Origin of the sequence: Mycobacterium sp. 1245111.1, assembly GCF_001673405.1 — a bacterium.
Lineage (GTDB): Bacteria > Actinomycetota > Actinomycetes > Mycobacteriales > Mycobacteriaceae > Mycobacterium.
The window spans coordinates 70,243-93,167 of the sequence record NZ_LZLV01000152.1; the positions used below are offsets into that span (position 1 = coordinate 70,243).

Sequence of the window (22,925 nt, forward strand, 5' to 3'; positions counted from 1 at the left end):
CGACTTGGGTCAGACCCCGGTACGGGCCTTCGTCCGAGCGTTGCGACGCTTCAGTGCGCGGCGCTCGTCTTCGCTCATTCCACCCCACACGCCGGAGTCCTGCCCGGTGTTGAGCGCCCACGACAGGCACTCGGTGGTAACCGGGCAGCGGTTGCAGACCAGTTTTGCGTCGGCGATCTGGGCGAGAGCCGGACCGCTGTTCCCGACAGGGAAGAACAGCTCCGGGTCCTCGTCGCGACAGACCGCTGTGTGGCGCCAATCCATTAGTCGTTACTCCTCACTGTGTGCGCAGCAATGCGCACGAATGATTTTCTTCGGCTGTTAACGCAGGCACAAGAATTGTTTCCGTACCGTTGCATGCGATTGTTCGATCGTTTCACAGGCTCAACAGATGTCAATAGCAGCTCGTTGGTCCGTGGGCTATCTCACTTCAGAGATCCGTTACCAAATCCCTTAATCGTTTGTACTACACTGCGTTCCGGCCTGACCAGTGGTTTTGCCCACATCTCAGGTTCTTCGCAGGTCACAAAGCCCTTTTCGCGGGTGGAGCGACGACATCCAGGGCGTCGGGAACCGACCGGAATGTCATGACCTCGCGCAGACCGAGGTAGTCGCCGTCGATTTGGCTCGCCATGGGTGGATCGGCACACGTGACCCGCACCCACTCCGCGTTGTCGTCGCGAACTACCTGCTCACCCGCGATTTTCGGCTGCTTGGCGAACATCTGCGCGACCAGCCGCAGGCTCGGCACCACCTTCAGCTTGGTGACGCCGAAGACCCCTAACCCGGACTCGAAACTGGTCGTGGGATTGGTGCACATCGGGCGGGCGTCGGCGTAGGTCCACGGGCTCGAGTTGGACACGAAGACGAAGTACGTGCCAGTCACTGGCGCGCGGCCGGACACCTCCACGGTCAGCCGTGGAGGCTTGCGGGAGTAGCCGAGGGTGGCCCGCGTGGCGGCCAGGATGTAGCGGGTCGGCGTGACCTTGCGGCCCTTTTCGCGCTGCGCTTCCACCTTGGCAACCGCTTCGGCGTCGACGCCCATCCCGGCGTTCAGCACCGCCCACTGCTCGCCGCAGTCGATCAGCCCGATCCGGCGCCACTGCTTTTCCGGGCCGTACTTGTCCAGCAGCCAGATCAGCTCGTTGGTGGCGTCGATCGGGCCGGCCGGAATGCCCAGCGAGCGCGCCGTGACATTGGCCGATCCGCCCGGCACGATCGCCAGCGCCGGCACATGGCCGGTGGGCAGTCCGTCGCGGGGTTTACCCAGCAGGCCGTTGACCACGTTGCTCACCGTGCCGTCACCACCGTGCACGACCACCAGGTCCACCCCGTCCCGCACCGCGGCCCGGGCGATTTCGCCACCATGGCCGCGGTGGCGGGTGTGCTCGACGGTCAACTCGAGACGGCTTTTGAGCGCGTGCGCCAGCAGATCGCGGCCGGCCGTCGTCGTCGAGGTCGCGGTCGGGTTGACGATCAGCACGGCGCGCATGACGCCAAAGCCTACGGCCCCGGGCTATGGCTACGCTGTGCTGGTGATCAGCCGTCCTCCGGCCGCCGTGCGCGGCGCGGGTCTCGTCGTCGCTGCTCAGGGCGTGACGGGCGTGGTGGTCGCCGCTGTCCTGCTGATCCGGGCGATCGGCGGCGCAAGCCAGCGCGGCAACAATGTGTTCGGGACGTCCGCATGGTTCGCGCTGGCCGGGGGTGCGGTACTGGCGGCCGGGTGGGCGCTGCTTGTCGGCCGCCGCTGGGGCCGCGGGCTGGCGGTGTTCGCCGAGCTGTTGCTGCTGGGCGTCGCGTACTACCTGACGACGGGCTCGCACCGGCCGCTGATCGGGCTACCGGTGGCCGCGCTGTGCGTGACGGTGTTGGCGTTGTTGTTCAGCCCCGCCGCGCTGCGCTGGGTCTCTGGCGACGGTCAGGATTCGGCCAGCGCGGCCAATTCCGGGCCCGACACCCGGTAGGTGGTCCACTCCCGCTGCGGCTGACCGCCGGCGGCGTCGTACAGCGTGATCGCGTCGGCGTTCCAGTTCAACACCGCCCACGACAGTCGTGTGTACCCGTGGTCCACGCATTCCTTCGCCAGCGCGGTCAGCAGGCCCCGCGCCAGCCCGAGGCGGCGAAATTGCGGGCGCACGAACAGGTCCTCCAAGTAGATGCCCTCGACGCCGTCCCAGGTCGAGAAGTTCAGGAACCACAGCGCCATCGCCGCGACCTCGCCGTCCACGTCGGCGACGTGTGCCCGCAGTGTCGGTGACTCATCGAAAAGCGCTGAGCTGATTTGTGATTCGACTACGGTGCACTGATCGGGGGCCTTCTCGAAGTGGGCCAGGCCGTGGATCATCTCGGTGATCGCCGCGGCGTCAGCCGGTTCGGCGCGACGGATGCTGATGCTCATGGCTGAACCCCCAGCGCGGTCAGAATGGTGATGAATTTGGTTGTCGTCTCGGCGACTTCGCCATCGGGATCGGATTCGGCGACAATGCCACCGCCGGCGTGGGCGAGCGCGGACAGGCGATCAGCGGAGAGTTGCGCCCCGCGCAGAGTGACCACCCAGCGTCCGTCCCCGCTTGCGTCACACCAGCCCACCGCCCCGGCGTAAAACCCGCGATCGCCCTCCAGCGTTTTGATCAGTCGCGCGGCGGTCTCGGTGGGCACTCCGCCGACCGCCGGAGTGGGGTGTAGTGCGAGTGCCAAATCGATTGCAGTGGTTGAGATGTCGCGCAGCCGGCCGGTGATCGGGGTACTGAGATGCCACAGCGCTGTGGTGCGACTCAGGATCGGTTGCGGCGGAAAATCCAATTCGCTGCACAGCGGTCGCAGCGCCTCGACCATGGTGTCGATCACCAACTGATGCTCGTGGTGATCCTTCGCCGAGGCGGCAAGCGCAGCACCGGCGGCGGCGTCGTCCTCGGGATCAGCGGCGCGCGGCGCCGACCCGGCGAATGGCTGGCAGCTCACCCGATCGCCGTCGCGGGCCACCAGCAATTCGGGGCTGGCGCCGACCAGCGCCGTGCCAGTGTGCATGCCGCCCGCCGCCGACAGGTCGACCAGGTAGCCGTAGGCGGCCGGATCGTCGTCGACCAAGCGCCGCAAGATGATTCGGGCGTCCAGCGGAGCATCGGCCGCCAGCTGCAGGGCCCGGGCCAGCACCACCTTCTGCAGCGTGCCACCGGCGGCGGTCAGCTCCTCGCATGCGCGTCGAACCCGCTCGCGGTGTTCCCCGGGCGGCGGAAACGCACCGACCACTCGGACGCGCGGCATCGGCCCGGTCGGCCAGTCGGGCAACGTGTTCACGTGCTGCACCGAACGCGGTGCCGTCAACGCCGCCGGGGCGTCGATGTCAAATGGCAACGCGCCCAACACTATTGACACCGCACCTGAGTGCAGCGCAGACTGCGCGCTGGCGACGTCGCGATAGCAGCACTGCACACCGTCGGCGATCACCGCTCCGGCCGGCCCGCACAGCACAAACGGTGGCTCAGTGATGCTCACCCCGGAGCGATCTCCTGAGGTAGACCGGTCAACCCGAGCGCCGCTAGCTGTCGCACGCCATGCTCGAACCCGCACACCGCGATCGAGCCGGCGAGCATCCAGAAGCGACTGCCTTCGACGAGCGGCAACTCCACCCAGCGCGTGATGACCGATCGCGAAAAATGGCTGTGCCCCACGAACACCACGTCGCGGGAAGCCATGTGCTCCAATGCCAAGGCGACGGCCCGATCCGCGCGGTCGCTGACTTGCGCAACCGTCTCGCCGTCCGGGCAGCCGTGCGTCCAGATCAGCCAATCGGGAACCGATTCGTGTATCTGCGTCGTGGTCAACCCCTCGTAGGAACCGTAATCCCACTCGGCGAGCAAGGGGGATACCTCGTCCACTGCGAGTCCGGCCAGCTTGGCTGTGGTCAACGCGCGTATCCGCGGGCTGCTGATCACCAGGGGGTCGGTGAGTTTCAGTTCACGCAGGACGCGGCCGGCAAGCTCGGCCTGCACCCGGCCGGTATCGGTCAGCTCGATATCGGTGCGTCCGGTGTGCTGGCCGGATTTCGACCACGGAGTTTCGCCGTGGCGGAGCAACACCAGCCGATGGCTCAGGACGCTCATGCTGACCGATTGTGCCTGACACACATGGCCATCCGCGCGCGGGCACCGTGCTGTTAATGCCAGGATGGCAGGTGTTAACCGCCGGCAACAGATCGAGGGAGGGGCGTCGTTGCGATGAAGGGGACCCGAGTGCTGGCGGTAGCCAACCAGAAGGGTGGGGTGGCCAAGACGACGACGGTCGCCTCATTGGGCGCGGCGATCGCGGATGCAGGCCGCCGGGTGCTGCTGGTCGATCTGGATCCGCAGGGCTGTCTGACGTTTTCGCTGGGCCAGGATCCGGACAAGCTGGCGGTGTCGGTGCATGAGGTGCTGCTCGGCGACGTCGAGCCCAACGCCGCGCTGGTGCAAACGGCGGAGGGGATGACGCTGCTGCCGGCGAATATCGACCTGGCGGGGGCGGAGGCGATGCTGTTGATGCGGGCCGGCCGCGAATACGCCCTGAAACGCGCGCTGGACAAACTCGGCGACGCGTTCGACGTGATCGTGATCGACTGCCCGCCGTCGCTGGGCGTGCTGACGCTGAACGGGCTCACCGCGGCCGACGAGGTCATTGTGCCGCTGCAGTGCGAGACGCTGGCGCATCGCGGGGTCGGGCAGTTCCTGCGAACCGTCCACGACGTTCAGCAGATCACCAACCCGGAGCTGAAGCTGCTGGGCGCGCTGCCGACGTTGTACGACCCGCGTACCACGCACACCCGTGACGTGCTGCTCGACGTCGCCGACCGCTACGACCTGCCGGTGCTGGCGCCGCCGATCCCGCGCACGGTGCGCTTCGCCGAAGCCAGCGCGTCGGGCTCGTCGGTGCTGGCCGCGCGCAAGAACAAGGGCGCATCGGCCTACCAGGAGCTGGCCAAGTCGCTGCTCAAACACTGGAAGTCGGGCAAGGAACTGCCCACGTTCGCGATCGAGGTCTAACCCAGCGCGACGAGCGTCTTGCCGCGCTGCTCGAGCAGCTGCGAACCCGTCGCGAGCGGGATCACCGCCGAGTCCGACGGCTCGCGGTGCACGGGCAGGAAGTCCTCGCCGACCCCGGTGACCGGATCGCAGAGCGCGATGCCGTCGGTGACCGGGACGACCAACTTGCCGGCCATCAGCGTGGCCGGACCCACCGGAGCCGAAGAGCCCGCCGGCCCAACGGAATAGCGGTAGGTCAGGTTCGCCGCGTCGAACACCATCACCCGGTGGCCGGTCCACCAAGTGATCAGATTGCTGGACTGCGTCACCACATTCGACGTCGACGGCGACTCCGGCAACAGGGTGCTCGCGATCGTGTTTCCGGTTTCGTCGATGACGTCGACCCGGGGCTGAGGTGCCGGCAGGTAGATCGCGGTCCGGGTTTCGGACACCGTCAGGACTTTGGCGCTGGAATCGGGGCCGATGCCCGGTTCCGCGACATTGTGCTGATCGGGCTCGTCTTCCTCCTTGGCCGGTCGCAGCAGCGTGAGCCGTAGATCGGCCTGCCGGCCGCACGCCTCGAACACCGAGACCGCCGACGAGCTGGCCGCCGCCGACGTCAGGCGGCAGCCGGTGTGCAGCCCCTTCGACGTCGGCTTGACCCGGGCGTCGATCTCGCCATAGGACAGCATTCGGACCATGTCCGAGCGCCACAGCTCGAGCCGGGTATCGCCGGCGGACAACACCGTGGTGCCGTCCGACGACAGCTGCACCCGCTTGTTGCTATAGCTGCTGCGAGCCGGTCCACGTCGACCGGTGGATCCGTCGAGGGTGCTCACCTGGCCGCAGCCGCGGTCGTCGCGGTACACCGCGACCGCGTAGCGGTAGACCCAGGAGACGCCGCACAGGTCGGCGTCGCGCGAGTAGCTCCATCGGACGGCGCCGGTGACCGGGTCGTGGCCTTCGACGACGCGTCCGTCGCCGGTGACGACAAGCCCGCCGACCGCGACCGGTTGCGCGGTGGCGGCGCTGTTGGCGTGCCACAGCTCACGCAGCGACGCCGGCACCGCATGCGCGGGCGTGGGGTTGGGCGCGGGCACGGCCGCCGGGCGACTGATGGTGGCCCGGGCATCGCTGGTCCACCAGATCAACGCCGCTGCCGCGGCGACCGCGGTGAGGATCGCGGCCGCGGCCAACAGATCAGCCTTGGTGCGGCGTTCCGGCTTGACCATCGCGGGCGGCGACGGCGAATCAGTTGGCGGTGGCCACGGGAGCTTCGGCGCCCGCTGACTTGCGGGGGCGACGACGGCGACGCCGGGCTCGCGTGCCGTCGCCGGACGTGGCGTCCGAACTGCCTGCGGCCGTGGCTGATTGGTCGGTGTCGCCGCTACCGTTGGCGATGGCGTGGCCGGTCGCGGCCTTGCCCCCGCGGGTGCGGCGGCGCTGGCGATTGCTGTTGCGCGGCGGCGCAGACTCGCCGGCGTCACTGCTGTTGCGACCGCCGGTGGACGCGGCGCGCTTGACCGGCGACTTCTTCGGTGCGCCGACGGAGCCGCTGACGTCGGTCGGGATGTCCAGCTCGACGTAGACGTGCGGCGAGTTGGAGTAAGTCTCGGCCGGGTCGGGGCAGTTCAATCCGAGGGCCTTGTCGATCAGCGTCCAGCGGGGCAGCTCGTCCCAGTCCACCAGCGTGACCGCGATGCCGGTCTTGCCGGCCCGGCCGGTACGGCCGATGCGGTGCACGTAGGTGTTCTCGTCGTCGGGGCACTGGTAGTTGATGACGTGGGTGATGTCGTCGATGTCGATGCCGCGAGCCGCGACATCGGTGGCGACCAGCACGTCGATGTCGTGATTGCGGAACTGCTTGAGTGCCTTCTCGCGGGCGATCTGTCCCAGGTCGCCGTGCACCGCGCCGACGGCGAAGCCGCGCTCGGCGAGTTCGTCGGCGACTTTCTGCGCGGTGCGCTTGGTGCGGGTGAAGATCATCGTGGCGCCGCGGCCGCGGGCCTGCAATACCCGGCTGACCAGCTCCACCTTGTCCATGGCGTGGGCCCGGTAGACATACTGCTTGGTCAGGTCGTGGACCGCCGACGAATGCGGCGCTTCGGCCCGGATGTGGGTGGGCTGGTTCATGAAGGTGCGGGCCAGCGTGATGATCGGGTCCGGCATGGTCGCCGAGAACAGCATCGACTGCCGATCGTCGGGGATCTGCCGCAGGATCCGCTCGATGTCGGGCAGGAACCCCAGGTCGAGCATCTCGTCGGCCTCGTCGAGCACCAGCACCGACAGGCCGCCGAGTTGCAGGTGGCCCTGCTGGGCCAGGTCGAGCAGCCGGCCGGGCGTGCCGACAACGACGTCGGCGCCCGCGCGCAGCGCCTCGATCTGCGGCTCGTAGGGCCGGCCGCCGTAGATGGAGACGACCGAGAGCTTGCGGTCACCGTCGTCGGTCTTCAGGTACTTCGCCGCGGTGGACAGGTCGCCGTAGACCTGCAGACACAGTTCGCGGGTGGGCACCACGATCAGGGCCCGGGGGATGCCGGACAGGGGTCGCTCGGCGCCTTGCGTGGTGATCCGCTGCAACAGCGGAACGCCGAAGGCGAAGGTCTTGCCCATGCCGGTGCGGGCTTGGCCGATCAGGTCGTCGCCGGTCAGTGCCAGCGGAAGCGTGAGCTCTTGGATGGCGAACGGATGCTCAATGCCTTGCTCTTGCAGGGCCTGCACGATTTCAGCGCGGACACCGAGGTCGGCGAAGGTGGATTCGGATGCGGCTCGGTTAGGTGTGATGAGTGGAGTCATGCGTGAAGCACGTATGCCTTTCGGTTTCGTATTCGATTGGTCAATCGCTGCGATCACGCGCGCACCAGTTGACTGTCGAATACGTTGCCGATTCGCGGGCCCTGCACTGATGAGAGGCGGGCCAACTGCGTGCACGCACATTGCACAGGCACAAGTAGTACGGATCTACCACCGTTACCTGGATTGATTGTAGCTGGTGGGTCGCCTCAGCTCCGATTCGGAACGCTCACAGGCGCGGCGGGTCGCCGGCTTGGCGCGCACAGCGGGCGCTCAAACACGTCTCCTACAGTGGTGGCATGACTTCGCTTTCGCAGGGCGACCAGCTGGCCGATCCGCCTCCGCCACGGCTGCCCGCGGACCATCCCGGAGTCAACGAACTGTTCGCGCTGCTGGCCTACGGCGAGGTCGCGGCGTTCTACCGGCTCACCGACGAAGCGCGGATGGCGCCGGACCTGCGCGGCCGAATTTCGATGGCCAGCATGGCCGCAGCCGAGATGGCGCACTACGAGTTGCTGGTCGACGCGCTGGAAAAGCGTGGCGTCGACGTGCTGCCGGCGATCTCGAAGTACGCCTCCGCGCTCGAGGGCTACCACCGGCTGACCACCCCGAGCACGTGGCTGGAGGCGTTGGTCAAGACGTACATCGGTGACGCCCTGGCGGCCGACTTCTACCTCGAGATCGCCGACTCGTTGCCCGACGAGGTCGCCGACGTCGTGCGCTCGACGATGTCTCAGACCGGGCACTCGCAGTTCGTGGTCGCCGAGGTGCGCGCCGCGATCGCCAAGAGCAACAAACAGCGCAGCCGGCTGGCGTTGTGGTCCCGCCGCCTGCTGGGCGAAGCGATCACGCAGGCGCAGTACGTGCTGGCCGAACACGACGAGCTGGTCGACCTGGTGGTGTCGAGGACCGGCGGGCTGGCACAGGTCAGCGACTTCTTCAACCGGCTGCAGCGCACCCACGACGAGCGCACGCGCGAGCTGGGCTTGTCCTAGCGGGTGCAGGTCGCGATCATCGTGCTGCTCGTCGAGATCGCGATGTTCTGACCGACGCCGTCGGCGATCGAGCAGTTCAGCCGGCCGGTCAGGCTGGTGGCCACGACCGATCGCGTGCTCACCCCTGGATTGAGCACGACGGTTCGCGACCACGGCAGTGAGACGTTGAAGTCGGTTTGCGGCGCTCCCGAGGCGTCGGTGTAGACGACGGTGACCAGATCGAGCAGGCCCTTGACGCCGGTCACGCGATAGACGAAGGTGCGGGCGGCCACGTCCGGCGCCACCGGCGGGATGGCTTCCGGCGTCGGGGTTTCCGTCGGCGCGGTGCTGGTCGCCGTCGGGGTGGGCGGCCGCGACGTCGGCGCCACGGTGGTCACCGTCTCCGGCGGCAGCGCCGGCACCATTCGCGGCGACGTGGTGTGGCTCGGCGGCACCACCACGGTGGCCGAGGTCGAGGCGCTGTCGCCGCCGTTGACGATGACCACGGTGGCGATGACGGCGAGCACGAACACGATCCCGGCGATAGCCGCGATCGGACGCCAGCGTTCCTCGGCCGACGGGTAATCGCCGTCGGCGTAGATGTCGTCGACGGTGTCGTCGTCTGAGTAGTCCTGGAGCTCGTGGTCCAGGTAGTCCATGGTGCTGATGGTGCCGATGTTAGTGATGTGACCAGCCGCGAGCTGCGCGAGAGCGGGCGTGTCAGGTCACGATTTGCCAACGACAGGCTCGTGCGAAGCCTTGCTGCCGACCGCCTTTCGGCGCCGCTGCGGGGCGTCCACTAGCCTGGTCGAAGCCACATCTACTGAAGAATTGGAAGGGGCCGGCGTGGAGGTCAAGATCGGGATCACGGACAGCCCGCGTGAGTTGGTCTTCACCAGCGCGCAAACGCCGAGCGAAGTCGAGGCACTGGTCGCCGCCGCACTGGCCAAAGACGCGGACGTGCTGGGCCTGACCGACGAAAAGGGCCGTCGCTTCCTCGTCAACTCCGCGAAGATCGCCTACGTCGAGATCGGCGCCGCAGACTCGCGTCGCGTCGGTTTCGGAATCGGAAGCGGTGCCGCTAAGAGCGGGGCCCCTACGACCGGGTAAGGGGCACGTGTGACAGACCGCCCCAGGCGAACAGCACGGTGCCGTCGACGGCGTCGTCCTTGCTGATCGGGCGATCGGAGTCCAGCCAGTACCGAGCGCAGTCGACGCTGAGCGCGACCAGGGCCACCGCGATCATGCGGGCCCGGTGCGGGTCCAAACCGGAGTCGGCACTGATCAAGTCGAACACCGCGTCGATGCACGACTCGGTGGCCACCCGGACCTGCGCGGCGACCTGAGGTTCGGTCGTGTAGTCGTTGTCGAAGATCAGCCGGTAGCCCTGGCTGTCGTGTTCGATGAAGTCGAAGAACGCCTGCACGGCGGAGCGCAGCCGCTGCCGGTTGTCGGTGGTGGTGCGCAACGCCTGGCGGACACCCGACACCAGGTTCTCGACGTGCCGCTGCAGCACCGCCAAATACAACTCCAGCTTGCTGGAAAAGTGTTGGTAGAGAACGGGTTTGCTGACCCCGGCGCGCTCGGCGATCTCGTCCATACCGGCGGCGTGGTAGCCACGGTCGACGAAGATGTCGCTGGCGGCGATGAGCAACTGACCACGGCGCTCGTCACGAGGCAGTCGGTTTCCGCGCCGCGCAGAGTTGCCGGGCTTCACCCCGCTCCGTCCGGCGGCGTTGGCGAGATCGCTCATCCATTCCTCAATCTGCTTGTCATCGCGCCGGTGTGGCGTAAGCGCGGTTAATCGGAACGACACTACTACTCGCGCGCATGTTCAACTGTGACCCAAGGGCTGTATGTCTGCCTGACGACGTGTTATAGGCGGCTTTTGGCGCGCCGGGAGTCCTCGCTAGCAGGTGTTGTGCCATTCTGGGAAAGTGACCTTCGACCCCGAGTGGCGCGGGGGCAACCGGACGCCCGTTCTTCGCGACGACTGGCGCGAGCCGCTGCGCGCCCAGCGTGATCCGCTGGCATGGGGTGCCGGCCCCGGGCGGGCCCGGTCGAATCGCGAACCCAGTCGTTGGCGCAAGCAAAGCTGGCTGGGCCGCTTCGTGTCCACCTACGGCTGGCGCGCCTACGCGCTGCCGATACTCGTCGCCGTCACCGGAGTGGTGCTCTACCAGACCGTCAGCGGAACCGGCACATCCGCGCCCGCGTCCGGTCATCCGCTGCAGGGTCCGCCCAAAATCGGCGCCGTCGGCACGGTGATCGTCGACGCTCCGCCCCGCGGTCTGACCCAGTACGACGCCAGCCTGCCGACCGGCATGCTGCCCAACGGCGGGCCCTTCACCGACGCGGGCGCCAAGTCCTGGCACGTCGTCCCTGGAGTCACGCCGCAGGTCGGTCAGGGCGCCGTCAAAGTCTTCAAGTACACGGTCGAGGTCGAAAACGGTATGGACGCCACCGCGTTCGGCGGCGACGACGCGTTCGCCTCGATGGTCGACCAGACGCTCGGCAACCCGAAGAGCTGGACCCACGACGCGCAATTCGCGTTCATGAGGGTCGACGCGAACGGCCGCGTCAAACCCGACATCCGGATCTCGCTCAGTACGCCGATGACCGTCCGTGAGGGCTGCGGCTACGAGTTCCCGCTCGAAACCTCTTGCTACAACCCGTCTTACGGGGCCGGCGTCGAGCCACGGGTCTTCATCAACGAGGCCCGCTGGGTGCGCGGCGCGCTGTCGTTCCAGGGCGACGTCGGCTCCTATCGGCAGTACCTGATCAACCACGAGGTCGGCCACGCCATCGGCTACCTGCGCCACGAGCCGTGCGACAAGCAGGGCGGGCTGGCGCCGATCATGATGCAGCAGACCTTCTCCACGTCCGATGACGACAACTCGAAGTTCGACCCGGAGTACGTCAGGCCCGATGGCAAGACGTGCCGGTTCAATCCCTGGCCGTACCCGATCGCCTAAGCCGGGCAGGCCTAGCCTTGGTGGTGTGCTTCCCCCGCTTGTCGAGCCAGCCGCCGAGCTGACTTCCGACGAGGTGGCCCGCTACAGCCGGCATCTCGTCATCCCCGATTTGGGTGTCGACGGCCAGCGGCGGCTCAAGAACGCGCGGGTGCTGGTGATCGGCGCGGGAGGTCTCGGCGCGCCGACGCTGCTCTACCTGGCCGCGGCCGGCGTCGGCACCCTCGGCATCGTCGACGACGACATCGTCGAGGAGTCCAATCTGCAACGCCAGATCATCCACGGAGTGGCCGATGTCGGTCGGTCCAAGGCGCAGTCCGCCCGCGACTCGATCGCCGAGGTCAACCCGCTGGTGCAGGTGCGGTTGCACGAAGTGCGGCTGGACCGGGGCAACGCCGTCGAGTTGTTCGAGCAGTACGACCTGATCCTCGACGGCACCGACAACTTCGCCACCCGCTACCTGGTCAACGACGCCGCGGTGCTGGCGCACAAGCCCTACGTGTGGGGATCGATCTACCGGTTCGAGGGCCAGGTGTCGGTGTTCTGGGAGGACGCGCCCGACGGCCGCGCCCTGAACTACCGCGACCTGTATCCGGAGGCCCCGCCGCCGGGCCTGGTGCCGTCGTGCGCCGAAGGCGGAGTGTTGGGCGTGCTGTGCGCCTCGATTGCGTCGGTGATGAGCACCGAGGCGATCAAGCTGATCACCGGGCTCGGAGAGCCGCTGCTGGGCCGGCTGATGATGTACGACGCGCTGGCCATGACCTATCGGACGATCGCGATCCGCAAGGACCCGGCCGCGCCGCCGATCACCGAGCTGGTCGACTACGACCAATTCTGCGGAGTCGCCGGCGACGCCGCGGACGGCGATGCGATCACCCCTGGGGAGTTGCGTGATCTGCTCGCTGCCGGCGACAAGATCGTGCTGATCGACGTGCGGGAGCCGGCCGAGTGGGACATCAACCACATCGACGGCGCTCAGCTGATCCCGAGTTCGTCGATCGAAGCCGGCGAAGGACTGGCCGGGCTGCCCCGCGATCGCCGGCCGGTGCTCTATTGCAAGACCGGAGTGCGCTCGGCCGCGGCGTTGACGGCGTTCCGCGACGCGGGGTTTGCCGACGCCGTCCATCTGCACGGCGGCATCGTGGCGTGGGCACAGCAGATGCAGCCCGACATGGTGATGTACTGATCGCACGCGACTGAAGCCATTCGGGTTCGTGCCGATCTGCGAGTTCGTGTCTAGTCCCGGGACTTCGCTGAGCGACGTTTAGGCTGTTCGGGTGAGTATCGAGCCGCCGCCGGAGCATGTGATGTCGGCGTTCGGTTTGACTGGTGTTCGGCCGATACCGCTGGGGGCCGCCTGGGAGGGCGGCTGGCGATGTGGCGAAGTGGTGCTGTCGATGGTCGCGGAGAACGCGCGGGCAGCGTGGTCGGCGCGGGTGCGCGAGACGCTGTTCGTCGACGGGGTGCGGCTGGCCCGGCCGGTTCGCTCGACGGACGGACGCTACGTGGTCTCGGGCTGGCGAGCGGACACCTTCGTGGCCGGCCAACCCGAGCCGCGGCATGACGAGGTGGTGTCGGCCGCGGTGCGACTGCACGAGGCCACCGGCAAGCTCGAACGGCCCCGCTTTCTGACGCAGGGGCCGACTGCCCCGTGGGCCGACGTGGACGTGTTCATCGCCGCCGACCGGGCGGCGTGGGAGGAACGCCCGCTGCAGTCGGTGCCGGCGTCGGCGCGCGCGGCGGCCCCGACCGCCGACGGGCAGCGCTCGGTCGAGCTGATCAATCAGCTTGCCGGCCTGCGTCGTCCGACCAAGAGCCCCAATCAACTCGTCGACGGCGACCTGTACGGCACGGTGCTGTTCGCCGGTGCCGCGCCCCCGGGAATCACCGACATCACGCCATATTGGCGGCCGGCGTCGTGGGCGGCGGGCGTTGTGGTGGTCGACGCGTTGTCTTGGGGCGAGGCTGACGAGGGTCTGATCGACCGTTGGAACGCACTGCCGGAATGGCCGCAGATGTTGTTGCGCGCGTTGATGTTCCGGCTCGCAGTGCACGCGTTGCATCCGAGGTCGACGGCGGCCGCCTTCCCGGGTCTGGCCCGCACGGCCGCGCTGGTGCGGCTGATCCTCTAGTCGGGGAACTCGTAGCGCAGCTCGTCAAGCGGAATCTTGCCGTCGTTCGCCAGCACCCCTTCGGCCCGAAGGAGTTCCAGCTGCTTGGTGGTCAGATGCTTGGCGGGGCGGCCCGACGCGGTGATCACCCGATGCCACGGCAGGTCCCGCGAATCGGTACGCATGATCCAGCCGACGATGCGCGGGCTGGAAAGCTTTGCAACAGCGGCGATGTCGCCATACGTCGACACCCGACCCGCGGGAATCGAGGCGACCAGCGCACGCACCCGCTCCACCTGGTCTTCCGTAACCGGTGCCATGGTCAGGCCATCCGTTCGCGGATGAGCGCGGCCACCTCGGCCGGCTTGGTCTCGGCCACCATGTGATCGCACTCGAAAGTCAGGTCGCGAAAGTCTTCGCCCAACCGCTCGCGCAGATCGGCGACGAGGCGGTCGGTGACATACGGTGGCGAGGTCCAGGCGGCCCGCACCAGAGTCGTTCCAATTCCCTTGGGCGGCAACACGATATCGCGGGCCAACTCACTCCAATAGGCCATCATCGCGGGTAGGCTCAACCGCCAGGTACAGCGGCCGCCGGGCAGCATCACGAGGTGCTGGTCCAGTTCCGCGTCCACCACGGCCGGGTCCACTCCGCCCCAGGAGCCGTTGGTCTTCGCGGCGCGGGCCTCGGCGGCATCGGCGTAGTCGGGGGAAGCCAGCATCGCGTCGGCGATCTCGAGCATCCATGCGCCGTCCAGTCCGACGGCCGGGTCGAGCAGCACCAGGCCCGAGACCCGGTCGGGATGGGCGGCCGCCAGTCGCAGGGCGATCGCGCTTCCGAACGAATGCGCGACGATCACCACCGGGGCGTCGCACTCCCGCGCGAGCAGGTCATCCAGCGCTGCCACGTTGGCGTCGATGGTCCACGGCGCCTCCCACGACGAGTGACCGTGCCCGATCAGATCCGGTGCGGCAACGGCGATCTCAGGCAGGTAGCGGGTCGCGAGATGCCCCCAGCGCTGACCGTGTCCGGTGAGCCCGTGCAGCGCCAGCAGTCGCACCGGACCGTGCGGTCCGAAGCGATGCACATGAAGACGGGTCACACATCGATCGTGCCAGTACCGCGGTCGGCGCAACTTGTCGGACCCCCGTGATGTCATTCCCGCTATGTCGTACCACTGGGGCCCGGAGGCCCGCGCCGTCCTCGATCCCGGACTGCGCGGCACGGTGCGCGTGCTCGGTGGGCCGGGCACCGGCAAGAGTTCACTGCTGGTCGACGCCGCGGCCACCCGGATCGGGGCTGGCACCGACCCGGAATCGGTTCTGCTGCTGACGGGTTCGGGCCGAATCGGGGCGCAGGCACGCAGCGCGCTGACATCGCGGTTGCTGAGCGCTCAACAGGGCTCCGGCCGCCCTGCGGTCATCCGCGAACCGTTGGTGCGCAGCGTGCACAGCTACGCCTTCGCCGTGCTGCGGCTGGCGGCCCAGCGGGCCGGCGGCCCGCCACCCAGGCTTGTCACCAGCGCCGAGCAGGATGCGATCATCGCCGAGCTGCTGGCCGGCGAGATCGCCGACGGCGCCGATGCGTGGCCGGCCGAATTGCGGGCGGCCCTGGGTACTGCCGGTTTCGCCGCCGAACTACGCGAGCTGCTCACCCGGTGCGCCGAGCGTGGCGTCGACCCGCAACAACTGGAACGGGTCGGCCGGCTGTCGGGCCGTCCCGAATGGGCTGCCGCTGGCCGATTCGCGCGCGGCTACGAACAGGTGATGCTGCTGCGCGCCGCGGTGGGAACGGCGGCCCCGCAGGCCACCACGCCGGCCGTCGGTGCGGCCGAACTTGTCGGTGCCGCCCTCGAGGCGTTCGCCGTCGATGCCGAGCTGCTGGCCGGCGAGCGGGCGCGGATCGGCGTGCTGCTCGTCGACGACGCCCAGCAACTCGATCCGCAGGCCGCCCTGCTGGTCCGGGTGCTGGCCGCCGGTGCCGACGTGACGCTGCTGGCCGGCGATCCGGACCAGGCGGTGTTCGGCTTCCGCGGCGCCGAACCCGCGGCGTTGCTGGGCGACGGGACACCGTCGGTCACACTTACCACGTCGTATCGCTGCGCCCCGGCCGTGGCGCGGGCGGTCTCGGGCATCGGCGGCCGGCTTGCCGGCGGCGGCGAAATGGCCGGCAGCGGAGACGATCCCGGGTCGGTGCTGGTCAAGCTGGCTGGCTCGACCGGCGCGGAGGCGACGATGGTCGCCGACTATCTGCGGCGTGCCCACCTGATAGACGGGGTGCCGTGGTCGCAAATGGCGGTCGTGGTCAGGTCGGTACCGCGGGCGGCCGGGTTGCCGCACGCGCTGGCACGCGCCGGCGTGCCGGTAGTCCCGCCGGCGCTGAGCGGGCCGCTGGCGGCGCACCCCGCGGCGCAGGCGCTGCTGACCGTGCTCGCCGCGACCGCCGACGGCCTGGACGGCGAGCAGGCGGTGGCGCTGCTGACCGGGCCGATCGGTCGCGTCGACCCAGTCTCGCTGCGTCAACTGCGACGCACCTTGCGGAATGCTGACATCGACTGTCCGGCAAGGGAATTCGGCGACCTGCTGGTCGACGCGCTCGGCGCCGGCCCGGCCGTCCGACTGCCGGCGGCGCAGGCCCGGTCGCTGCAGCGGGTGCGCAAGGTGCTGGATGCGGCTGCCGAGTCGCATCGACGCGAGGAGGACCCGCGCTACACCCTGTGGGCGGCATGGCAGCGTTCCGGTTTGCAGCGTCGTTGGTTGACGGCGTGCGAGCGGGGTGGGCCCGCCGGTGTTCAGGCCGGCCGCGACCTCGACGCCGTGACGGCATTGTTCGACGCGTGCGAGCAGTACCTGTCGCGGACCGCGGGCGCGTCGCTGCGTGGGCTGATCGATCACCTGACCACCGAGCAACTGCGGGCCGCCGCCCCCGAATCCGCGGACGGCCAGGTCGCGGTGCTCAGCGCGCACGCGGCGCTCGGTCACGAGTGGGATCTGGTCGTCATCGCCGGTCTGCAGGAAGGGTTGTGGCCCAACACGATTCCGCGTGGCGGTGTGCTCGGCACGCAGCGGCTGCTCGACGTGCTCGACGGCGTCGCGGAGAACGCGTCGATGCGGGCGCCGTTGTTGGCCGAGGAACGGCGTCTGTTGGTCGCCGCGATGGGTCGCGCGCGCACCCGGCTGTTGGTCACCGCGGTCGACGGAGAAGCCGGCGGCGGTGACGAGGCGAGCATGCCGTCGCCGTTCTTCGCCGAAATCGCGCAGTGGTCCACCGGAAACGCCGACGCGGCGGTTGCGCCGGTCTTTGCCCCGCGGGCGCTGTCCGCCAATGCGGTCGTCGGCCGGTTACGCAGCGTGGTGTGCGCGCCGGCGGCGGCGGTGAGCGACGCGATGCGCGCCTGTGCCGCAGAGCAATTGGCTCGCCTGGCCGCGGCGGGTGTCCCGGGCGCCGACCCGGCCGGCTGGTACGGCATGTCGCCGGTCAGCACCACAGAGCCGATGTGGAGTGGCGACGACCATGTCGTGACGCTGACGCCGTCAAGCCTGCAGACGCTGACCGACTGCCCGCTGCGCTGGATGGCCGAACGGCACGGCGGGACCGATCCGCGCGACCTCGGCTCGACGGTCGGTTCGGTGCTGCATGCGCTGATCGCCGAGCCGGGCAGCAGTGAGACCGAGTTGCTCGCTGCGCTGGAGCGGGCCTGGCGGCATCTGCCGTTCGAATCACGTTGGTACGCAGACAACGAGCTCGCCCGGCACCGGGCCATGGTCGAGACGTTTCTGGCGTGGCGGGCGCAGACCCGGGGTGAGCTGACCGAGGTCGGCGTCGAAGTCGAGGTCGACGGCGTGCTGGATGACAACGTCCGGCTGCGTGGGCGAGTCGACCGTATCGAGCGCGACGCGGCCGGTCGGTTGGTGATCGTCGACGTCAAGACCGGCAAGACGCCGGTCAGCAAGGACGACGCGCAGTGGCACGCTCAGCTGGCCGCCTACCAGCTCGCGGTGGCCGAGGGTCTGGTCGACCATGGTGACGACCCTGGCGGCGGCCGGCTGGTCTATCTCGGCAAGGCGGGGTCGAACGGCGCCACGGAACGTGAACAGGACCCGTTGACCCCCGAAGCGCGCGACCAGTGGCGGATGAAGATCCGCGACGCGGCCGGCGCCACCGCGGGCCCGCAGTTCATCGCCCGGGTCAACGACGGTTGCGCACACTGTCCGCTGCGGCCGAGCTGTCCGGCCCACACCGGTGTCGACGGAATGGGACCCGCATGACCGTGATGGGTCCGGCACGCTACAGCCCGGCCGAATTGGCCAGCGCACTAGGACTTTTCGAGCCGACAGACGAGCAGGCAGCGGTGATCGCGGCTCCGCCGGGACCGCTGGTGGTCATCGCGGGGGCCGGCGCCGGCAAGACCGAGACGATGGCGGCGCGGGTGGTCTGGCTGGTCGCCAACGGCTACGCCGACCCTGGGCAGGTGCTGGGCCTGACGTTCACCCGCAAGGCGGCCGGCCAGCTGTTGCGGCGGGTCCGCTCGCGGCTGGCCCGGCTCAGCGGCGCCGGGTTGATCCCCGCCCAACCCGGCGACGCTCCCGCCGGGACGCCGGTTGTCAGCACCTATCACGCCTTCGCCGGCCAACTGCTGGGCGAATACGGTCTGCTCTCGACCCCGGCATACGCGCAGCCGGTCGAACCCGACACCCGGCTGCTCAGCGAGACCGAGCTCTGGCAGCTGGCTTTCGACGTCGTCAACACTTACCCCGGAGAATTGAACACGGACAAAAATCCGGCCGCGGTCACCGCGATGGTGTTGCGGCTGTCGGGTCAGCTCGCCGAGCATCTGGTCGACACCGACCAGGTCCGCGACACCCATCTCGAGCTCGAACGGCTGGTGCACACCCTGCCCGCTGGGCGCTATCAGCGCGACCGCGGTCCCAGCCAGTGGCTGCTGCGTATGTTGGCCACGCAGTCCGAACGCGCCGAGCTGGTGCCCCTGATCGACGCCCTGCACCGACGGATGCGGGCGGAGAAGGTCATCGACTTCGGCGGCCAAATGGCTTGTGCCGCAAGGCTGGCGCTGGCTGTTCCGCAGGTTGGGGAGCAGCTACGCGGCCGCTACCGGGTGGTCCTGCTCGACGAATACCAGGACACCGGTTACGCGCAACGCCTGCTGCTGTCGTCGCTGTTCGGCGGCGGCGTCGACGAGCAGCTCGCGTTGACCGCCGTCGGGGATCCGATCCAATCCATCTACGGCTGGCGCGGCGCCTCGGCCACCAACCTGCCGCGTTTCACCACCGACTTCCCGATGGCCGACGGCAGCCCGGCGGCGGTGCTCGAGCTGAGTACCAGTTGGCGTAACCCGCCGACCACCCTGCACGTCGCCAACGCCGTGTCCGCCGAGGCGCGCCAACGCTCGGTGGCGGTGCATGCGCTGCGCTCACGCCCCGACGCGGTGCCCGGCACCGTGCGTTGTGCGCTGTTGCCCGACGTAGCGGCCGAACGCGAATGGCTCGCGGACCATCTGCAGCGGTGCTACCAGCGGGCGGTCGCCGACCGTGTCGCGCCGCCGACCGCCGCAGTCCTGGTGCGCCGCAACGCCGATGCCGCGCCGATCGCCGCCGCGCTGCGCGCCCGCGGTATCCCCGTGGAGGTGGTGGGGCTGGCCGGCCTGCTTGCGGTCCCCGAGGTGGCCGACGTCTTAGCCATGCTGCGCCTGGTCGCCGACCCTACCGCCGGTGCCGCTGCGATGCGGGTGCTGACCGGTCCGCGGTGGCGGCTCGGAGCCCGCGACGTCGCGGCGCTGTGGCGACGGGCCGTCGCGCTCGACGGCGCGCAGGCGTCGCGGTCCGACCACACGGCGGAGCGGATCGCCGAGGCGGCCGGTCCGCAGACCGATACCGCGGGCCTGGCCGACGCGCTCGCCGATCCCGGCCCGGCCCAAGGCTATTCGGCCGAAGGCTATCGGCGCATCGTCGAGCTCGCCGACGAATTGAGCATGCTGCGCGGCCACCTGTTTCACCCGCTGCCCGACCTGGTCGCCGAGGTCCGCCGCCTGCTCGGCGTCGACTGCGAGGTGCGGGCGGCATCGCCCGGCAACGGGTGGGCCGGCACTGAACAGCTGGACGCGTTCGCCGACGTGGTCAACGGCTACGCCGAGCGGACCTCCGCCTCGGGTGGTTCGCTGGCCTCGGTCGTCGGGCTGCTGGCCTACCTGGACGCGGCCGCGGTCGTGGAGAACGGTCTGGCCCCGGCCCAGGTGGTGGTCGCGCAGAACCGGGTGCAGGTGTTGACCGTCCACGCCGCAAAGGGTTTGGAATGGCAGGTGGTCGCGGTGCCGCACCTGTCGGGCGGGCTGTTCCCGTCCACCGCACAGGCCCGCACCTGGCTCACCGACGCCGCCGACCTTCCGCCGCTGTTGCGCGGTGACCGTTCCACCAAAGGCTCACCCGGAGTACCTGTCCTGGACACTTCCGACGTGACCGATCGAAAGCAGTTGTCGGACAAAATCTCTGCCCACCGGGCTCAGCTGGAACAGCGTCGCATCGACGAGGAACGCCGGCTGCTCTACGTCGCCATCACCCGATCCGAGGACACGCTGCTGCTGTCCGGCCATCACTGGGCGGCCACCGGTATCAAACCGCGCGGGCCATCGGATTTCCTCTGCGAGCTCAAAGACATCATCGACCAGTCAGCCGAGGCCGGGCAGCCGTGCGGCGTGGTCGAGCAGTGGGCGCCCGCTCCGGCCGGCGGTGAGCGAAACCCGCTGCGCGACACCGTGCACGAGGCGAACTGGCCGGTCGACCCGCTCGGTGGCCGGCGCGCCGACGTCCAGCGCGGCGCAGAGCTGGTCGCCGCCGCAATGGCGGCGGGCTCAGCCGACGCGACGCACGACACCGAAGGCTGGACCGCCGACGTCGATGCGCTGCTGCAAGAGCGTGCCCAGACCGCACAACCGCCCGCTTACCCGCTGCCCAGCGGACTATCCGTCAGCAGCCTGGTCGACCTGGCCCGCGACCCCGAGCAGGCGGCCCAGCGGCTCGCCCGTCGACTGCCGGCGCGGCCGGAGCCGCATGCCCTGCTGGGCAACGCCTTTCACGACTGGGTCGAGCGATTCTACGGCGCCGAGCGGTTGTTCGACCTCGCCGATCTGCCCGGTGCCGCCGACACCGACATCGCCCAACGCGACGCCGACGAGCTGGCCGCGTTGCAGGAGGCGTTCCTGGCCTCGCCGTGGGCGGCACGCACGCCGATCGCCGTGGAGGTGCCGTTCGAGATGGCCATCGGCGGCAAAGTGGTTCGCGGCCGCATCGACGCGGTCTTCGGCGAACCCGACGGCGGCGCGACCGTCGTGGACTGGAAGACCGGCGAACCGCCGCACGGCTCAGACGCCGCGCGGCACGCCGCCATTCAGCTCGGTGTCTACCGGATCGCGTGGGCCGCGCTCAGCGGTTGTCCGGAGTCGTTGGTGCGCACCGCTTTTCACTACGTGCGGACCGGGCGCACCGTCATCCCCGAGCGGCTGCCGAGCCACGACGAGCTGGCTGCGATGCTGAGCTAAGTCTGATGTAGCGGCTCCTCCTCGGCCCGCATGGCGGGCCGCATCGTCGCCGCTAGGAGTTGCGCGCGAGCTTGAGGGCCGCGGTCACCATCGGGATTTGCAGCGGCAGCCGGGCCAGCGCGACGATGCGCATCGGCCACGGTTTGTCCCACCACAGCCGGCACATGTTGACGTTGCCGGGAAAGACCGCGACAAACAGTGCGGCAGCCGCCAACGCGGCCGACCGGCGCAAGCGTGGCACCAGCAGCGCGGCCCCGATGCCGAGCTCGGCGACACCGGAGGCGTAGGTGTAGAAGCGCGGGCTGCCGGGCAGTTCGACCGGGATGATGCCGTCGAACGGCTTCGGTGCGACGAAGTGAAGGGTGCCGACACCGAGCAGCAGCGCCGCGATGCGGTAGGCGAGCGTTTGGCCGGCGTCCTGTTGAGCACTGTGTGTGGTGGCGGTCATGGTTACATTGTGTCGTGCGTCCGGGCGAGCCGATGAGCTGTGGTCAGAGTTAGTCGTCGGCAACGCGATCTCGACGAGACGCTGACCGCGAAACCCGGCTACGCCCTGGTCGGCGTCGTTCGGGTCCCCGAGGTTCAACTCAGTCCGATCCGGGCGATCTGGCGCCGAATCGTCGTCGCACTGCTGGCACTGGCCGCCGCCGTGCTCACCGTCTACCTCGGCCGCAACGGCTACACCGACGTTCGCGGCGGACCGCTGACGTTCCTGGATTGCGTTTACTTCGCGACGGTGTCCCTGACCACCGTCGGCTACGGCGACCTGACCCCGTACACCGAATTCGCCAGGCTGATCAGCGTGGTGGTACTGACGCCGCTGCGCATCCTGTTCCTCGTGGTGTTGGTCGGTACGACCCTCCAGGTGCTCACCGAGCGGTCCCGGCAAGCCTGGAAGATTGAGCGTTGGAGGAGCACAGTGCGCAACCACACGGTCGTCATCGGCTACGGCACCAAAGGCAAAACCGCGGTCGCCGCGATGTGCGGCGACGAGGCAGCCGGCAAGGACTTCGTCGTCGTCGACGTCGACCCCGCGGTCCTGGAGCATGCGGCCGCTGCCGGCCTCGTCACCGTGCACGGCGATGCCACCCGATCCGACGTGCTGCGGCTCGCCTCGGCCCAGCACGCGTCGTCGATCATCGTCGCCACCGGTCGCGACGACACCGCGACGCTGGTCACCCTCACCGCGCGCGAAGTCGCGCCGAACGCCAAGATCGTTGCGTCGATCCGTGAGGCCGAAAACCAGCACCTACTCAAGCAATCCGGGGCCGACTCGGTGGTCGTGTCCTCCGAGACAGCGGGGCGGCTGCTCGGCGTCGCCACCACCACGCCCAGCGTCGTCGAGATGATCGACGACCTGCTGACGCCCTCGCACGGATTCGCCATCGCCGAGCGCGAGGTCGAGCAGTCCGAGCTCGGCGGCTCACCGCGGCATCTGCCCGACATCGTGCTGGGCGTAGTGCGCGACGACCACCTGCTGCGCGTCGACGCCCCGGAGGCCGACGCTCTGGAGGCCGGCGATCGGC

The 22,925-nt window shown here is 69.1% G+C and carries 22 protein-coding genes; 10 read left to right on the forward strand and 12 right to left on the reverse strand.

The annotated features are described in order from the left end of the window. Nucleotides 1-9: 9 nt before the first annotated feature. Nucleotides 10-264 (reverse strand): transcriptional regulator WhiB1, encoded by a 255-nt coding sequence (whiB1, locus tag A5658_RS25225; protein WP_067341882.1) that lies wholly within the window; start codon nucleotides 262-264, stop codon nucleotides 10-12. A gap of 259 nt (nucleotides 265-523) precedes the next feature. Then, nucleotides 524-1,492, reverse strand: coding sequence for a diacylglycerol kinase family protein (locus A5658_RS25230; protein WP_067341885.1), 969 nt, complete (start codon nucleotides 1,490-1,492; stop codon nucleotides 524-526). On the opposite strand from A5658_RS25230, the gene A5658_RS25235 reads away from it, so the two are divergent. After that, a complete protein-coding gene (locus A5658_RS25235; protein WP_067341887.1) occupies nucleotides 1,491-1,964 on the forward strand; it encodes a hypothetical protein in 474 nt (157 codons plus the stop codon). The two genes, A5658_RS25230 and A5658_RS25235, sit on opposite strands and share 2 nt — an antisense overlap. Here A5658_RS25235 and A5658_RS25240 read toward each other — a convergent pair. The 3 genes from A5658_RS25240 to A5658_RS25250 are packed head-to-tail and all read right to left on the reverse strand — an operon-like array spanning nucleotide 1,919 to nucleotide 4,103. Further along, nucleotides 1,919-2,398 (reverse strand): GNAT family N-acetyltransferase, encoded by a 480-nt coding sequence (locus A5658_RS25240; RefSeq protein ID WP_067341889.1) that lies wholly within the window; start codon nucleotides 2,396-2,398, stop codon nucleotides 1,919-1,921. The two genes, A5658_RS25235 and A5658_RS25240, sit on opposite strands and share 46 nt — an antisense overlap. Then, complete coding sequence (locus A5658_RS25245) at nucleotides 2,395-3,495, reverse strand: isochorismate synthase MenF (protein WP_067341891.1); 1,101 nt, start codon at nucleotides 3,493-3,495, stop codon at nucleotides 2,395-2,397. Before A5658_RS25245 ends, A5658_RS25240 begins: the two co-directional genes overlap by 4 nt. After that, nucleotides 3,492-4,103: an acid phosphatase gene (locus tag A5658_RS25250; RefSeq protein WP_067341893.1), complete on the reverse strand. Its 612-nt coding sequence runs from the start codon at nucleotides 4,101-4,103 to the stop codon at nucleotides 3,492-3,494. The genes A5658_RS25245 and A5658_RS25250 overlap by 4 nt, the downstream gene beginning before the upstream one ends. A 114-nt stretch (nucleotides 4,104-4,217) precedes the next feature. Here A5658_RS25250 and A5658_RS25255 point away from each other — a divergent pair, with 114 nt between their 5' ends. Beyond that, entirely contained in the window at nucleotides 4,218-5,018 is an 801-nt protein-coding gene (locus A5658_RS25255) for a ParA family protein (protein ID WP_067341895.1), read from the forward strand. On the opposite strand, the gene A5658_RS25260 is transcribed toward A5658_RS25255, so the two are convergent. Together A5658_RS25260 and A5658_RS25265 are read right to left on the reverse strand one after the other, a co-directional pair. Further along, nucleotides 5,015-6,229: a hypothetical protein gene (locus A5658_RS25260; protein ID WP_067341898.1), complete on the reverse strand. Its 1,215-nt coding sequence runs from the start codon at nucleotides 6,227-6,229 to the stop codon at nucleotides 5,015-5,017. The genes A5658_RS25255 and A5658_RS25260 overlap by 4 nt on opposite strands. Before the next feature lie 19 nt (nucleotides 6,230-6,248). Further along, nucleotides 6,249-7,781, reverse strand: coding sequence for a DEAD/DEAH box helicase (locus A5658_RS25265; RefSeq protein WP_369830569.1), 1,533 nt, complete (start codon nucleotides 7,779-7,781; stop codon nucleotides 6,249-6,251). A 308-nt stretch (nucleotides 7,782-8,089) separates the two neighbouring features. Here A5658_RS25265 and A5658_RS25270 point away from each other — a divergent pair, with 308 nt between their 5' ends. Then, nucleotides 8,090-8,785, forward strand: coding sequence for a ferritin-like fold-containing protein (locus A5658_RS25270; protein ID WP_067341903.1), 696 nt, complete (start codon nucleotides 8,090-8,092; stop codon nucleotides 8,783-8,785). Here the strand turns inward: A5658_RS25270 and A5658_RS25275 are convergent. Continuing rightward, the gene (locus tag A5658_RS25275) at nucleotides 8,782-9,441 is read right to left on the reverse strand and encodes an MmpS family transport accessory protein (protein WP_067341905.1); all 660 of its coding nucleotides are present in this window, start codon (nucleotides 9,439-9,441) and stop codon (nucleotides 8,782-8,784) included. The genes A5658_RS25270 and A5658_RS25275 overlap by 4 nt on opposite strands. A 169-nt stretch (nucleotides 9,442-9,610) precedes the next feature. On the opposite strand from A5658_RS25275, the gene A5658_RS25280 reads away from it, so the two are divergent. Beyond that, nucleotides 9,611-9,874, forward strand: coding sequence for a DUF3107 domain-containing protein (locus A5658_RS25280; protein ID WP_067341907.1), 264 nt, complete (start codon nucleotides 9,611-9,613; stop codon nucleotides 9,872-9,874). Here the strand turns inward: A5658_RS25280 and A5658_RS25285 are convergent. After that, nucleotides 9,861-10,517 (reverse strand): TetR/AcrR family transcriptional regulator, encoded by a 657-nt coding sequence (locus A5658_RS25285; RefSeq protein ID WP_067341955.1) that lies wholly within the window; start codon nucleotides 10,515-10,517, stop codon nucleotides 9,861-9,863. The genes A5658_RS25280 and A5658_RS25285 overlap by 14 nt on opposite strands. A gap of 163 nt (nucleotides 10,518-10,680) precedes the next feature. Here A5658_RS25285 and A5658_RS25290 point away from each other — a divergent pair, with 163 nt between their 5' ends. From A5658_RS25290 to A5658_RS25300, 3 genes are all read left to right on the forward strand, one after another. Continuing rightward, the gene (locus A5658_RS25290) at nucleotides 10,681-11,739 is read left to right on the forward strand and encodes a DUF3152 domain-containing protein (protein ID WP_369830566.1); all 1,059 of its coding nucleotides are present in this window, start codon (nucleotides 10,681-10,683) and stop codon (nucleotides 11,737-11,739) included. Nucleotides 11,740-11,764: 25 nt separating this feature from the next. Further along, entirely contained in the window at nucleotides 11,765-12,922 is a 1,158-nt protein-coding gene (gene moeZ, locus A5658_RS25295; protein ID WP_067341909.1) for an adenylyltransferase/sulfurtransferase MoeZ, read from the forward strand. A gap of 91 nt (nucleotides 12,923-13,013) precedes the next feature. Continuing rightward, the gene (locus tag A5658_RS25300; protein WP_067341911.1) at nucleotides 13,014-13,868 is read left to right on the forward strand and encodes a TIGR02569 family protein; all 855 of its coding nucleotides are present in this window, start codon (nucleotides 13,014-13,016) and stop codon (nucleotides 13,866-13,868) included. Here the strand turns inward: A5658_RS25300 and A5658_RS25305 are convergent. Then, on the reverse strand, nucleotides 13,865-14,167 hold the full coding sequence (locus A5658_RS25305) for an MGMT family protein (RefSeq protein WP_067341913.1): 303 nt from the start codon (nucleotides 14,165-14,167) through the stop codon (nucleotides 13,865-13,867). The two genes, A5658_RS25300 and A5658_RS25305, sit on opposite strands and share 4 nt — an antisense overlap. A gap of 2 nt (nucleotides 14,168-14,169) precedes the next feature. After that, nucleotides 14,170-14,949: an alpha/beta fold hydrolase gene (locus tag A5658_RS25310; RefSeq protein ID WP_067341915.1), complete on the reverse strand. Its 780-nt coding sequence runs from the start codon at nucleotides 14,947-14,949 to the stop codon at nucleotides 14,170-14,172. A 64-nt stretch (nucleotides 14,950-15,013) separates the two neighbouring features. On the opposite strand from A5658_RS25310, the gene A5658_RS25315 reads away from it, so the two are divergent. Next, nucleotides 15,014-18,115: an ATP-dependent DNA helicase gene (locus A5658_RS25315; RefSeq protein WP_067341917.1), complete on the forward strand. Its 3,102-nt coding sequence runs from the start codon at nucleotides 15,014-15,016 to the stop codon at nucleotides 18,113-18,115. After that, on the forward strand, nucleotides 18,112-21,399 hold the full coding sequence (locus tag A5658_RS25320; RefSeq protein WP_231997441.1) for an ATP-dependent DNA helicase: 3,288 nt from the start codon (nucleotides 18,112-18,114) through the stop codon (nucleotides 21,397-21,399). Before A5658_RS25315 ends, A5658_RS25320 begins: the two co-directional genes overlap by 4 nt. Before the next feature lie 52 nt (nucleotides 21,400-21,451). Here the strand turns inward: A5658_RS25320 and A5658_RS25325 are convergent, their stop codons facing one another. Next, nucleotides 21,452-21,847 (reverse strand): hypothetical protein, encoded by a 396-nt coding sequence (locus tag A5658_RS25325; RefSeq protein ID WP_067341919.1) that lies wholly within the window; start codon nucleotides 21,845-21,847, stop codon nucleotides 21,452-21,454. A gap of 39 nt (nucleotides 21,848-21,886) precedes the next feature. Here A5658_RS25325 and A5658_RS25330 point away from each other — a divergent pair. Beyond that, nucleotides 21,887-22,925: TrkA family potassium uptake protein (locus A5658_RS25330; protein ID WP_067341922.1), on the forward strand; the 1,039-nt coding region annotated here is incomplete at its 3' end.

What these genes read in the sequence shown, in the direction of transcription:
- whiB1 (WP_067341882.1), bottom strand. Translation starts at nt 264, where the DNA reads ATGGATTGGCGCCACACAGCGGTCTGTCGCGACGAGGACCCGGAGCTG.
- A5658_RS25235 (WP_067341887.1), top strand. Translation starts at nt 1,491, where the DNA reads ATGACGCCAAAGCCTACGGCCCCGGGCTATGGCTACGCTGTGCTGGTG.
- A5658_RS25230 (WP_067341885.1), bottom strand. Translation starts at nt 1,492, where the DNA reads ATGCGCGCCGTGCTGATCGTCAACCCGACCGCGACCTCGACGACGACG.
- A5658_RS25240 (WP_067341889.1), bottom strand. Translation starts at nt 2,398, where the DNA reads ATGAGCATCAGCATCCGTCGCGCCGAACCGGCTGACGCCGCGGCGATC.
- A5658_RS25250 (WP_067341893.1), bottom strand. Translation starts at nt 4,103, where the DNA reads ATGAGCGTCCTGAGCCATCGGCTGGTGTTGCTCCGCCACGGCGAAACT.
- A5658_RS25255 (WP_067341895.1), top strand. Translation starts at nt 4,218, where the DNA reads ATGAAGGGGACCCGAGTGCTGGCGGTAGCCAACCAGAAGGGTGGGGTG.
- A5658_RS25260 (WP_067341898.1), bottom strand. Translation starts at nt 6,229, where the DNA reads ATGGTCAAGCCGGAACGCCGCACCAAGGCTGATCTGTTGGCCGCGGCC.
- A5658_RS25270 (WP_067341903.1), top strand. Translation starts at nt 8,090, where the DNA reads ATGACTTCGCTTTCGCAGGGCGACCAGCTGGCCGATCCGCCTCCGCCA.
- A5658_RS25285 (WP_067341955.1), bottom strand. Translation starts at nt 10,517, where the DNA reads ATGAGCGATCTCGCCAACGCCGCCGGACGGAGCGGGGTGAAGCCCGGC.
- A5658_RS25305 (WP_067341913.1), bottom strand. Translation starts at nt 14,167, where the DNA reads ATGGCACCGGTTACGGAAGACCAGGTGGAGCGGGTGCGTGCGCTGGTC.
- A5658_RS25315 (WP_067341917.1), top strand. Translation starts at nt 15,014, where the DNA reads ATGTCGTACCACTGGGGCCCGGAGGCCCGCGCCGTCCTCGATCCCGGA.
- A5658_RS25320 (WP_231997441.1), top strand. Translation starts at nt 18,112, where the DNA reads ATGACCGTGATGGGTCCGGCACGCTACAGCCCGGCCGAATTGGCCAGC.
- A5658_RS25325 (WP_067341919.1), bottom strand. Translation starts at nt 21,847, where the DNA reads ATGACCGCCACCACACACAGTGCTCAACAGGACGCCGGCCAAACGCTC.